General features: G+C 71.9%; 9 protein-coding genes. 5 read left to right on the top strand and 4 right to left on the bottom strand.

Going from position 1 to position 12,543, the window contains the following annotated elements; genetic code table 11:
* Positions 1–24: 24 nt before the first annotated feature.
* Both dnaJ and hrcA read right to left on the bottom strand, forming a co-directional pair.
* A complete protein-coding gene (gene dnaJ, locus ACZ5WK_RS20355; protein ID WP_396323218.1) occupies positions 25–1,164 on the bottom strand; it encodes a molecular chaperone DnaJ in 1,140 nt (379 codons plus the stop codon).
* Positions 1,165–1,239: 75 nt separating this feature from the next.
* A complete protein-coding gene (hrcA, locus tag ACZ5WK_RS20350; RefSeq protein ID WP_465548756.1) occupies positions 1,240–2,274 on the bottom strand; it encodes a heat-inducible transcriptional repressor HrcA in 1,035 nt (344 codons plus the stop codon).
* A 260-nt stretch (positions 2,275–2,534) separates the two neighbouring features.
* Here hrcA and htpX point away from each other — a divergent pair, with 260 nt between their 5' ends.
* The 3 genes from htpX to ACZ5WK_RS20335 all read left to right on the top strand — a co-directional run bounded on the left by htpX (position 2,535) and on the right by ACZ5WK_RS20335 (position 5,089).
* Positions 2,535–3,455: a zinc metalloprotease HtpX gene (gene htpX / locus ACZ5WK_RS20345; protein ID WP_465548755.1), complete on the top strand. Its 921-nt coding sequence runs from the start codon at positions 2,535–2,537 to the stop codon at positions 3,453–3,455.
* 58 nt (positions 3,456–3,513) lie between these two features.
* Positions 3,514–4,098: a PspA-associated protein PspAB gene (pspAB, locus tag ACZ5WK_RS20340; protein WP_396323215.1), complete on the top strand. Its 585-nt coding sequence runs from the start codon at positions 3,514–3,516 to the stop codon at positions 4,096–4,098.
* A 163-nt stretch (positions 4,099–4,261) separates the two neighbouring features.
* Positions 4,262–5,089, top strand: a complete 828-nt coding sequence (locus ACZ5WK_RS20335) for a DUF3097 domain-containing protein (protein ID WP_465548754.1) — start codon at positions 4,262–4,264, stop codon at positions 5,087–5,089.
* Positions 5,090–5,146: 57 nt separating this feature from the next.
* Here ACZ5WK_RS20335 and hemW read toward each other — a convergent pair whose 3' ends face one another.
* Positions 5,147–6,376, bottom strand: a complete 1,230-nt coding sequence (gene hemW / locus ACZ5WK_RS20330) for a radical SAM family heme chaperone HemW (RefSeq protein WP_465548753.1) — start codon at positions 6,374–6,376, stop codon at positions 5,147–5,149.
* A 76-nt stretch (positions 6,377–6,452) separates the two neighbouring features.
* Positions 6,453–8,375: an AMP-dependent synthetase/ligase gene (locus tag ACZ5WK_RS20325; RefSeq protein ID WP_465548752.1), complete on the bottom strand. Its 1,923-nt coding sequence runs from the start codon at positions 8,373–8,375 to the stop codon at positions 6,453–6,455.
* A 337-nt stretch (positions 8,376–8,712) separates the two neighbouring features.
* Between ACZ5WK_RS20325 and ACZ5WK_RS20320 the strand changes: the two genes are divergently transcribed.
* Together ACZ5WK_RS20320 and ACZ5WK_RS20315 are read left to right on the top strand one after the other, a co-directional pair.
* Complete coding sequence (locus tag ACZ5WK_RS20320; RefSeq protein ID WP_465548751.1) at positions 8,713–10,446, top strand: ABC transporter ATP-binding protein; 1,734 nt, start codon at positions 8,713–8,715, stop codon at positions 10,444–10,446.
* A gap of 140 nt (positions 10,447–10,586) precedes the next feature.
* Positions 10,587–12,485, top strand: coding sequence for an ABC transporter ATP-binding protein (locus ACZ5WK_RS20315; RefSeq protein WP_465548807.1), 1,899 nt, complete (start codon positions 10,587–10,589; stop codon positions 12,483–12,485).
* Positions 12,486–12,543 lie beyond the last annotated feature (58 nt).

The following is a 12,543-nucleotide window of genomic DNA, read 5'->3' as shown; positions in this document are numbered from 1 at the left end:
CCGGGTCACCGGGCGCCGGTGCGGTCAGCGGCCGTTGAAGGCGTCCTTCAGGCGGGAGAACAGCCCCTGCTGGCCCGGCGCGAACTGGCCCGAGGGCCGTTCCTCGCCGCGCAGCACCGCGAGGCGGCGCAGCAGCTCCTCCTGCTCGGCGTCGAGCTTGGTGGGCGTCTGCACCTCGACATGCACTATCAGGTCGCCCCGGCCGCCGCCGCGCAGGTGGGTGATGCCGCGGCCGTGCAGCGGGATCGACTGGCCCGACTGGGTGCCGGGCCGGATGTCGACCTCCTCCAGCCCGTCCAGAGTCTGCAGCGGCACCTGGGTGCCGAGCGAGGCGGCCGTCATCGGGATGGTGACGGTGCAGTGCAGGTCGTCGCCGCGCCGCTGGAACACCGTGTGGCTGGTCTCGGCGATCTCGACGTAGAGGTCGCCGGCGGGGCCTCCGCCGGGGCCGACCTCGCCCTCGCCGGCCAGCTGGATCCGGGTGCCGTTGTCGACACCGGCCGGGATCTTGACGGTCAGCGTGCGGCGGGCGCGGACGCGGCCGTCGCCGGCGCACTCCGGGCACGGGGTCGGCACGACGGTGCCGAAGCCCTGGCACTGCGGGCAGGGGCGGGAGGTCATGACCTGGCCCAGGAAGGACCGGGTGACCTGGGAGACCTCGCCCTTGCCGCGGCACATGTCACAGGTCTGCGCGGAGGTACCGGGGGCCGCGCCCTCGCCGCTGCAGGTGGTGCAGGTGACGGCCGTGTCGACCTGGAGTTCCTTGGTGGTGCCGAAGGCGGCCTCCTCCAGGGTGATCTCCAGCCGGATCATGGCGTCCTGGCCGCGCCTGGTCCGGGAGCGCGGGCCGCGCTGGCCGGAGGCGGCGCCGAAGAAGGCGTCCATGATGTCGGAGAAGCCGAAGCCCGCCGCGCCCGCGCCGAAGCCGCCCGCACCGCCGCCGTTGGGCGACAGGGGGTCGCCGCCGAGGTCGTAGACCTGACGCTTCTGCGGATCGGAGAGCACCTCGTAGGCGGCGTTGATCTCCTTGAACCGCTCCTGCGTCTTCGGGTCCGGGTTGACGTCCGGGTGCAGTTCGCGTGCCAGGCGCCGGAACGCCTTCTTGATCTCGTCCTGCCCCGCATCCCGTCGGACGCCGAGTACCGCGTAGTAGTCCGTGGCCACCAAATGCTCCGCTTGTTCCGCCTGTTGAAGTGCTTGCGACTGGTACCACCATCGGATGTCCGATGGTGGCCGTTCCTACGACTCGGCCAGGATCTGGCCCACGTACCGTGCCACCGCTCGCACCGCCCCCATTGTGCCCGGGTAGTCCATCCGGGTCGGACCGATCACACCCAGCTTGGCCACGCTCTCGTCGCCCGAACCGTAGCCCACGGAGACGATCGAGGTGGAATTGAGCCCTTCGTACGCGTTCTCCCGGCCGATCCGGACCGTCATCCCGGCGTCGGCCGTCTCACCCAGGAGGCGGAGCAGGACGACCTGCTCCTCCAGCGCCTCCAGCACCGGCTGGATGGTGAGCGGGAAGTCGTGCCCGAAGCGGGTCAGGTTGGCCGTGCCGGCCAGCATGATCCGCTCCTCGTTCTGCTCGGCGAGCGCCTCGAAGAGCGTCGCCAGGACGGTGGTGACGGCCGGCCGGTCGGCCGCCTCGAACTGGGACGGCAGCTCGTCCAGCAGCTCCGGGACCTCGGGCAGGCGCTGCCCGACGGCCCTGGTGTTGATCTTGGCGCGCAGGTCCGCCAGGACGGTCTCGCCGACCGTGCCCGGGCAGTCCACGAGCCGCTGCTCGACCCGGCCGGTGTTGGTGATCAGGACGAGCATCACCTTGGCCGGGGCCAGCGCCACCAGTTCGATGTGGCGCACGGTGGACCGGGAGAGCGAGGGGTACTGGACCACCGCGACCTGCCGGGTGAGCTGGGCGAGCAGCCGGACCGTCCGGGCGACCACGTCGTCCAGGTCGACCGCGCCGTCCAGGAAGTGCCGGATCGCCCGCCGCTCGGGCGCGCTCATCGGCTTGACCTCGGCCAGCCGGTCGACGAACAGGCGGTACCCCTTGTCGGTGGGGATCCGCCCGGCGCTGGTGTGCGGCTGGTGGATGTAGCCGTCCTCCTCCAGCGCCGCCATGTCGTTGCGGACGGTGGCCGGGGACACGCCCAGGCTGTGCCGCTCCACGAGAGCCTTGGAACCGACCGGCTCCTCGGTGCCCACGTAGTCCTGGACGATGGCGCGAAGGACCGCGAGCTTGCGGTCGTCGAGCTGGCGGACCTCACCGGCCATGGGGCACGCACCTCCGTCTTCGCACGTTGTCCGATGTGACATGTGTCCGTGTGTCTCGCTGCGGACCCCACTGGCGGGCCCCGGCTTTGGCACTCTGAACACACGAGTGCCAGAACCGTACCTGCCAGTGTAAGGCCCGGGTCCGACGGCAGGAACGGCCCGGCCACAGTGATCCTGCTTGCAGTCCGCGGCGCGCGGGTGATGCCCCGCGCCCGTCCGGGTGGCAGCATCGATAGCGGACGGCGAACAGAGGAGCAGAGATGTCGACCTCGGGCCAGCACACCCGCTTCGCACCGGACCGCGGCCTGACCGGCCGGATGGTCGGGACGATGTTCGTGATCGGGCTGTTGTACGTCGGTTTCACCGGTCTGCTGATCGCACTGCTGCGCGGGGCCTGGCCGCTGATCGTGCTGATCTCGGGCGGGCTGTTCGTCGCGCAGTTCTGGTTCAGCGACAAGATCACCGAACGGGCGATGGGCGCCCGCCGGGTCACCCCGGAGCAGTACCCCCAGCTGCACGGCACCGTCGACCGGCTCTGCGCACTCGCCGACATGCCCAAACCCCGGGTGGCGGTCGCCGACAACGACATGCCGAACGCCTTCGCGACCGGCCGCAACCCCCAGAACGCCGTGGTCTGCGTCACCACCGGGCTGCTGCGGCGGCTGGATCCGGAGGAGCTGGAGGGCGTGCTCGCGCACGAGCTGTCGCACGTCGCCCACCGGGACGTCGCGGTGATGACCATCGCCGGGTTCCTCGGGGTGCTGGCCGGGGCGATGACCCGGATCGCGATGTACGGCGGCTTCATGGGCGGCGCCCGGAACAGCAACGACTCCAACGCCGCGATCGCCGCGCTGGTCATCCCGCTGGTCTCGGTCGTGGTCTACGCGATCAGCTTCCTGCTGACCCGGCTGCTCTCCCGCTACCGGGAGCTGGCCGCCGACCGGGCGGCCGCCCAGCTCACCGGCCGGCCCAGCGCGCTCGCCTCGGCACTGACCAAGGTGACCGGCCAGATCGCCGCGATCCCGACCAAGGACCTGCGCCAGGCGCAGGCGTACAACGCCTTCTACTTCGCCCCGGCGCTGAGCGCCCGGGACGCCGCCTCGCAGCTGCTCTCCACCCACCCGTCGCTGGAGCAGCGGCTGGCGCAGCTGGCGAAGATCTCGGCCCAGCTCGGCCGCTGAACCGCCTCCGGCCGCCGGGCCGCTCCGGCGAGCCGGACCACCTCCGGAAGGGACCGCCGTGGGATTCCTGGACACGCTGTTCGGCCGCACCAAGCCGGTCAGGCCCGACCTCGACCAGCTGTTCGGCGTACCGTCCGCCGCGCTGACCCTGGAGGCGGCCTCCGGCTTCCGGCCCACCGGCGTCGGGTCGGTCTGCTTCGCCTCCGTCGAGGGCGGGGCGTTCGGCGAGGTCGAGCGGCAGGTACGGGCGCTGCTGGACGCCGACACCGAACGCGGCGGCGTCCCGGTGGAGGCCTCCAAGGACGCGTACGGGTACTCCTGGCTGCTCGCCCGGCACACGCCCGAGGAGCTGCCGGAGCTGGTCAACGACCTGCACGCGGTCAACAGCGAGCTGGAGGCGAACGGCTTCGGGCCGCAGCTGCTCTGCTCGCTGGTCGCCTTCCGCGACGCCGAGGGGCAGCCGCTGGCGCTGGTCTACCTGTACAAGCGCGGCACCTTCTACCCGTTCGCGCCGGTGCCGGGCGGCGGGGAGAAGCGGAACAGCCCGCTGGAGCTGCAGGTCAACGCCATGCTCGGGAACGACCTGCGGCTGGAGAAGGACCTCACCCGCTGGTTCCCGGTCTGGGGCGCGCCGGGTCTGTGACCCCGGCCGGCCGGAATCCGCCGGCCGCCGCCCCCACCGGCCACGTCCCGGACGCCCCTGAGGACCACCGCCCCGGACGCGCCGTCGCCCTGCGGGCACGGATCGCGGGTGTCCCGGCGGTCGGCTCACCGTTCACGGGCTGACGCCTCCTAGACTCCGGGGAATGCGCAGCCGCCAGTACGGACCCGACCTGACCCCGCCGTGGAAGAAGCAGCAGCCCGCCCCGGAGGTGCCCGCCGAGCGCGACCTCGTGGTGGAGGAGGCGGCGACCGGCTTCTGCGGGGCGGTGGTGCGCTGCGAGAAGACCGCCGAGGGCTTCACCGTCACCCTGGAGGACCGCTTCGGCAGGCACCGGGTCTTCCCCCTGGTGCCGCGCGGCTTCCTGCTGGAGGGCCGGACGGTCACCCTGGTCCGCCCCGCCGGCCCGGCGCCCGCGCGCACCCCCGGCCGGACCGCCTCCGGGTCGGTGGCCGTCCCCGGCGCCCGCGCCCGGGTGGCCCGGGAGTCCCGGATCTACGTCGAGGGCCGGCACGACGCCGAGCTGGTCGAGCGGGTCTGGGGCGACGACCTGCGGATCGAGGGCGTGGTGGTCGAGTACCTGGAGGGCATCGACGACCTGCCCGCGGTCGTCGCCGACTTCGCCCCCGGCCCGGGCCGGCGCCTCGGCGTCCTGGTCGACCACCTGCTCCCCGGCACCAAGGAGCACCGCATCGCCGCCCGGGTCACCGGCGACGCCGTCCTGGTCGTCGGCCACCCCTACATCGACGTCTGGCAGGCCGTGAAGCCGTCCAGCGTCGGCATCCCCGGCTGGCCGGACGTGCCGTACGAGGAGGAGTGGAAGGAGGGCATCTGCCGCCGCCTCGGCTGGCCGGTGGACACCCCCGCCGCCTGGAAGCGCATCCTCGCCTCGGTGGATTCCTACCGGGACCTGGAGCCGGCACTGCTGGCGAAGGTCGAGGAGCTGATCGACTTCGTGACGCTGCCGGACTGAGCGTTCGGGCGTCGGTCCGGAACGGCGGGGCGACGGCCGGGACCGCGTCGGCGGACGTCAGTCCACCAGGTCGCGGACGACCGCGTCGGCCAGCAGACGGCCCTGCAGGGTCAGCACGGCGCGGCCGGCGGCGTACGGCCCGGCGGCGAGGAGTCCGTCCTCGTGGTGGCGGGCGGCGGCCTTGAGGCCGGTGCCGGTGAGCAGGCCGAGCGGGATGCCCTCGGCGAGGCGGAGTTCGAGGAGGATGCGCTCGACCCGGCGGTCCTCGTCGGTGAGCAGTTCGCGGCCCTGGGCGGGGGTGCGCTGCTCGGCGAGGGAGCGGGCGTAGGCGGCGGGGTGCTTGGCGTTCCACCAGCGGACGCCGCCGACGTGGCTGTGTGCGCCGGGGCCGGCGCCCCACCAGTCGGCGCCGGTCCAGTACAGCTCGTTGTGGCGGCAGCGGCCCTCCGGGGTGGTGGCCCAGTTGGAGACCTCGTACCAGGAGTAGCCGGCGGCGGCGAGCGCCTGCTCGGCGATCAGGTAGCGGTCGGCGTGCACGTCGTCGTCGATCATCGGGAGCTCGCCGCGCTTGACCCGGGCGGCCAGCTTGGTGCCGTCCTCGACGATCAGCGAGTAGGCCGAGACGTGGTCGGGGCCGGCGCCGATGGCGGCGTCCAGGGAGGCCCGCCAGTCGTCGTCGGACTCGCCGGGGGTGCCGTAGATGAGGTCCAGGTTGACGTGCTCGAAGCCCGCCGCGCGGGCTTCGGCGACGCAGGCCTCGGGGCGGCCGGGGGTGTGGTGGCGGTCGAGCAGCCGGAGCACGTGCGGGCGGGCGCTCTGCATGCCGAAGGAGACCCGGTTGTAGCCGCCCGCGCGCAGCTCGGCGAGGTAGGCCGGGTCGACGGACTCGGGGTTGGCCTCGGTGGTGACCTCGGCGCCCTCGGCGAGCCCGAACTCGTCGCGGATGGCGGCGAGCATCTTCACGAGGTCGCGGGCGGGCAGCAGGGTGGGCGTGCCGCCGCCGAGGAAGACCGTCCGGACGGGCAGGTCGGCGTCGCCCAGCACCCTGCGGGCCAGCCGGATCTCCGCGACGACGTTGTCGGCGTACGTCTCCTGGGAGGCGACGGCCCCGGAGGACCGCAGCTCGGTGGCGGTGTAGGTGTTGAAGTCGCAGTAGCCGCAGCGGCTCGCGCAGTACGGCACGTGCAGGTAGAAGCCGAACGGCCGCGACCCGAGCCCGGCGAGGGCGTGTGCGGGCAGGGAACCGTCGGACGGCACGGGTTCGCCGTCGGGGAGTGCGGAGGGCATGACCCCAGTGTCCCGTACGGCCCGGGCCTGCCCGAAACGGGCGGGCGGCCCGGGGCCGTAGGGGGCGGGGAGCCGGTCAGGCCTCGTTGGCGCCCGCGTACATCTCGGTGACGGCGTCGGCGTACGTCCGCTCGACCACCGGGCGCTTGATCTTCAGACTCGGGGTGAGCTCGCCGTGCTCGATGTCCAGGTCCCGCGGGAGCAGGGTGAACTTCTTGATCGTCTGCCAGCGCTGGAGGCCGGAGTTGAGCCGCTGCACGAAGCCGTCGATCAGCTTGTGCACCTGCGGGTCGGCGACCACCTCGGCGTAGGACTTGCCGGCCAGGCCGTGCTCGGCGGCCCACGGCATGATCACCGTCTCGTCCAGGCCGATCAGCGCGGTGCAGAAGTTGCGGCCGTTGCCGATCACCAGGATGTTGCTGACGAACGGGCAGACCGCCTTGAACTTGCCCTCGACCTCGCTGGGCGCGACGTACTTGCCGCCGGAGGTCTTGAACATGTCCTTCTTGCGGTCGGTGATCCGCAGGAAGCCGTCCGCGGACAGTTCGCCGATGTCCTCGGTGTGGAACCAGCCGTCGGCCTCCAGCACCTCGGCGGTCTTCTCCGGCAGGTTGTGGTAGCCGCGCATGATGCCCGGGCCGCGCAGCAGGATCTCGCCGTCCTCGGCGATCCGGACCTCGGTGCCGGGCAGCGGACGGCCGACCGTGCCGACCCGGACGTCCTCCGCACGGTTGACGGACGAGCCGGCGCTGGTCTCGCTCAGGCCGTAGCCCTCCAGGATCGGCACCCCGGCGCCGACGAAGAAGTAGCCGATCTCGGGGGCGAGCGCGGCACTGCCGGAGACCGCGCCGCGCAGCCGCCCGCCGAAGGCGGCCCGGATCTTGGCGAACACCAGCCTGTCGGCGAGCGCGTGCTGCAGCCGCAGGCCCAGCGGGGCGCTGCCGACACCGGTGGCGATCCGGTTCTCCTGGACGACCCGGGCGTACTCCCGGGCGGTCTGCGCCGCCCACATGAAGATCTTGTACTTGGCGCCGCCCTCGGCCCGGGCCTTGCCGGCGATGCCGTTGTAGACCTTCTCGAAGATGCGCGGCGCCGAGGCCATGACGGTCGGCCGGATGACCGGCAGGTTGTGGATGATCCGGTCGACCCTGCCGTCCACGGCCATCACGTGGCCGGTGGCGATCTGGCCCGAGATCAGCGTCTTGCCGAAGACGTGCGACAGCGGCAGCCACATGAACTGCACGTCGTCGGCGGCCAGCAGCCCGCTGGCCTCCTGGGCCCGTCCCTCGTACGCCCAGCAGTCGTGCACCAGACGCACGCCCTTGGGGCGCCCGGTCGTGCCGGAGGTGTAGATGAGGGTGGCCAGCTGCTCCTTGTCGAGCGCGGCGATGGTCTTCTCGACGGCGTCCGGGTGCTGCACCAGGTACTCGGCGCCGAGCTGCTCCAGCTCGGCCAGGGTGAGCACGTTCAGCCCGCCGGTCTCGGGGGCCTCGGCGGGCGCGTCGAAGAGGACGACGGTGCGCAGCTCGGGCAGCCGGTCGGCCTCGGCGACGGCCTTGGCGAGCTGGGCGGCGTTCTCGGCGAACAGGGCCCTGGAGCCGGAGTCGGAGAGGATGAACGCCGTCTCGTCGGCGTTGGTGCTCGGGTAGACCGCGGTGGTGGCCGCGCCCGCGCACATGTTGCCGAGGTCGGCGATGACCCACTCCAGCCGGGTGGAGGAGGCCAGCGCGACCCGGTCCTCGGGCTGGATGCCCAGCGACAGCAGGCCTGCGGCCACCGCGTACACCCGGGTGGCGGTCTGCGCCCAGGTCAGCGAGCGCCACTGCTCGGCGCCGGGGGCGCTGTCCGCCGCGTGCTCGTCCACCGGGACGGGAAAGCGGTACGCCTCACCGGCCGGGGTGGCGGCGACCCGCTCCTGGAACAGGTGGGCGACGGAGGCGGGACGCGCGGCAACGATGTCGGCACGGCCGGAGTCGATCAGGGACTGCGCGGAACTCAACGAGGACCTCCGGGGGCGGGTGGCCGTCTGAGGGATTGTCGCGGCTCCCGTGGGGGCGGTCGCCGGTCCCCCGGCCGACCGGACGGGTACCGGCGAGTAACAAGGGGGCAACCAGCAGCCTAGGGGGAAACCGGTCATTCCGTAAGAGGGCGGGGCAGCCTGGCACACCTCCGGGTGCCGGGTGCAGCCCGCCGGAGCACCCCGCAACCGGCCCGCCGCAACGCCGGGCAAAGGACTGGACAAACATCCGGGCGGCGTACCCAGAATCGCCTGTACGAGTCCACCAAAGAACGAGAATTGGGATGCGAATCCCACCGCCGACGACAAGAGTGTGCCAGTGCTGATCAGACTGCTCAGGGCCTACCTGCGCCCCTACTCCCAACCGATCACCTTGCTGGTACTGCTCCAGCTGGTCTCGACGCTCGCCCTGCTGTACCTGCCCACACTCAACGCCGACATCATCGACGACGGCGTGGTGAAGGGTGACACCGGCACCATCCTGCAGCTGGGCGGCGTGATGATCGCCGTCACCGTGGTCCAGGCGCTCTGCTCGATCGGCGCCGTCTACTACAGCGCGCGCACCGCGATGGCCGTCGGCCGGGACGTCCGGGCCGCCGTCTTCGACCGGGTGCAGAGCTTCTCCGCCCGCGAACTCGGCCAGTTCGGCGCCCCCTCGCTGATCACCCGCACCACCAACGACGTCCAGCAGGTCCAGATGCTGGTCCTGATGTCCTTCACGCTGATGGTCGCCGCGCCGATCATGTGCGTCGGCGGCATCATCATGGCGCTCAACCAGGACGTCCCGCTCTCCGCGCTGCTGCTCGCCGTCGTCCCGGTGCTCGGCACCATCGTCGTCCTGCTGGTCCGCTCGCTGCGCCCGAAGTTCCGCAGCATGCAGACGAAGATCGACACCGTGAACCGGGTCCTGCGCGAGCAGATCACCGGCATCCGGGTCATCCGTGCCTTCGTCAAGGACGACCACGAGCAGGCCCGGTTCGCCGGCGCCAACGGGGAGCTGACCGACGTCTCGCTCCGGGTCGGCCGGTTGATGTCGCTGATGTTCCCCCTCGTGATGCTGGTCGTGAACGTCTCCAGCATCGCCGTGCTCTGGTTCGGCGCCTACCGGATCGACAGCGGCGGCATGGAGATCGGCGCACTGACGGCCTTCCTGTCCTACCTGATGCAGATCCTGATGAGCGTCATGATGGCCACCTTCATGTTCATGATGGTGCCGCGCGCCGAGGTCTGCGCCGAGCGCATCCAGGAGGTGCTGGACACCCGCTCCAGCGTCGTCCCGCCGTCCGCCCCGGTCACCGAGGTGCTGGCCCGCGGCAACCTGGAGCTGCGCGACGTCGAGTTCCGCTACCCGGGCGCCGAGGCCTCCGTGCTGCGCGGCATCGACATCACCGCCCGCCCCGGCGAGACCACCGCCGTCATCGGCTCCACCGGCAGCGGCAAGTCCACCCTGCTCGGCCTCGTCCCCCGGCTCTTCGACTCCACCGCCGGTCAGGTCCTGCTGGACGGCGTCAACGTGCGCGACCTCGCCCCCGAGGCCATCGCCGAGACCGTCGGCCTCGTCCCGCAGAAGCCCTACCTGTTCACCGGCACCGTCGCCAGCAATCTGCGCTACGGTCGGCCCGACGCCACGGACGAGGAGCTCTGGCACGCCCTCGGCGTCGCCCAGGCCAGGGAGTTCGTCGAACGCCTCCCCGAAGGCCTGGACGCGCCCATCGCCCAGGGCGGCAGCAACCTCTCCGGCGGCCAGCGCCAGCGCCTCGCGATCGCCCGCGCCCTGGTCCGCAAGCCCGGCATCTACCTGTTCGACGACTCCTTCTCGGCACTCGACTACGCCACCGACGCCAGGCTCCGCAAGGCGCTCGCCCGGGAGACCTCCGACGCCACCGTGCTGATCGTCGCCCAGCGCGTCTCCACCATCCGCGACGCCGACCGGATCATCGTCCTGGACGAGGGCGCCGTCGTCGGCAGCGGCACCCACGGCGAGCTGATGGCCGGAAACCCGACGTACCGGGAGATCGTGCTCTCCCAGCTCACCGAGCAGGAGGCGGCGTGACCACCCCGCAGAAGAAGACGCCGCTGACGAAGAGCCCGGAGCAACAGGACCCGGGCCCCGCCGCGGCGAACCCCGGCGAGCCGCGCAGCGACTCGCAGTCCGCCGCCGCCCGCCGCGGCCCGGCCGGCCCCGGCCGGTTCATGGGCGGCCAGGGCGCCGAGAAGTCGATGGACTTCAAGGGCTCCGGCAAGCGCGTCCTCAAGCTGCTGCGCCCGGAACGCGCCCTGCTCTCCGGCGTCCTCACGCTCGGCGTGCTCAGCATCGGCTGCGCCGTCACCGGCCCCAAGATCCTCGGCAACGCCACCGACCTGATCTTCGCCGGCGTGGTCGGCGGCAAGTTCCCGGCCGGCACCTCCAAGGAGCAGGTCGTCGACGGCCTGCGCGCCGGCGGCGACGGCAGCGTCGCCGACCTCCTCTCCTCGATCGACTTCACCCCCGGCCAGACGATGGACTTCGGGGCGATCGGCGCGGTGCTGCTCTGGGTGCTGGCGATCTACGTCGCCTCCGCCGTCTTCGGCATCGTCCAGGGCCGGCTGGCCACCACCGCCATCCAGCGGGCCGGCTACCGGCTGCGCCAGGACGTCGAGGCCAAGCTCGCCCGGCTGCCGCTCAGCTACTTCGACAAGCAGCCGCGCGGCGAGGTGCTCAGCCGGGTCACCAACGATATCGACAACATCGGCCAGTCCATGCAGCAGACCATGGGCCAGGTGGTGAACTCGCTGCTCACCGTGGTCGGCGTGCTGGCCATGATGTTCTGGATCTCGCCGCTGCTCGCCGTGATCGCGCTGGTCTCGGTGCCGCTCTCGGTGGTCGTGGCGACCAAGGTCGGCAAGCGGGCACAGCCGCAGTTCGTCCAGCAGTGGAAGTCCACCGGCCAGCTGAACGCGCACATCGAGGAGATGTACACCGGGCACGCCCTGGTCAAGGTCTTCGGCCGGCAGAAGGAGTCCGCCGAGACCTTCCGCGAGCACAACGATTCGCTCTTCGAGTCCAGCTTCCGGGCCCAGTTCATCTCCGGGATCATCCAGCCCTCGATGATGCTGATCGGCAACCTCCAGTACGTGCTGGTCGCCGTGGTCGGCGGGCTCCGGGTGGCCAGCGGCGCGCTGTCCATCGGCGACGTGCAGGCCTTCATCCAGTACTCGCGGCAGTTCAGCCAGCCGCTCACCCAGGTCGCCAGCATGGCCAACCTCGTGCAGTCCGGCGTCGCCTCCGCCGAACGCGTCTTCGAACTGCTGGACGCGCCCGAGCAGACCCCCGAGCCGGCCATGCCGGAACGCCCCGACGCCGTCCGCGGCCGGGTCGCCTTCCAGGACGTCTCCTTCCGCTACGACCCCGGCAAGCCCCTCATCGAGGACCTCTCGCTCAAGGTCGAACCGGGGCAGACCGTCGCCATCGTCGGCCCCACCGGCGCCGGCAAGACCACCATGGTCAACCTGCTGATGCGGTTCTACGAGGTCAGCGGCGGCCGGATCACCCTCGACGGGGTGGACATCGCCGCCATGTCCCGCGAGGACCTGCGCTCCGGCATCGGCATGGTCCTCCAGGACACCTGGCTGTTCGGCGGCACCATCGCCGAGAACATCGCGTACGGCGCCGACGGCGCCACCCGCGAGCAGGTCGTCGAGGCGGCCAAGGCCGCGCACGTCGACCGCTTCGTCCGCACCCTGCCGGACGGCTACGACACCCGGATCGACGACGAGGGCACCGGCGTCAGCGCCGGCGAGAAGCAGCTCATCACCATCGCCCGGGCGTTCCTCGCGCAGCCGTCGATCCTCGTCCTGGACGAGGCGACCAGCTCGGTCGACACCCGCACCGAGGTACTGATCCAGCGCGCCATGGCCCGGCTGCGCACCGGCCGCACCAGCTTCGTGATCGCCCACCGGCTCTCCACCATCCGGGACGCCGACGTGATCCTGGTGATGGAGAACGGCTCGATCGTCGAACAGGGCACGCACGACGAGCTGATCGCCGTCGACGGCGCGTACGCGCGGCTGTACAAGGCGCAGTTCTCCGAGGCGGTGGCCGAGGTCGACTGACCGGGCACGCCCGGCGAAGAGCCGGAGGGGGCGCCGCGGCTGCCGCGGCGCCCCCTCC

Source organism: Kitasatospora sp. NPDC032757, from assembly GCF_055579305.1.
Note: the sequence above shows the minus strand (reverse complement) of the source record. Positions and strands in the feature narration are given on the sequence as shown.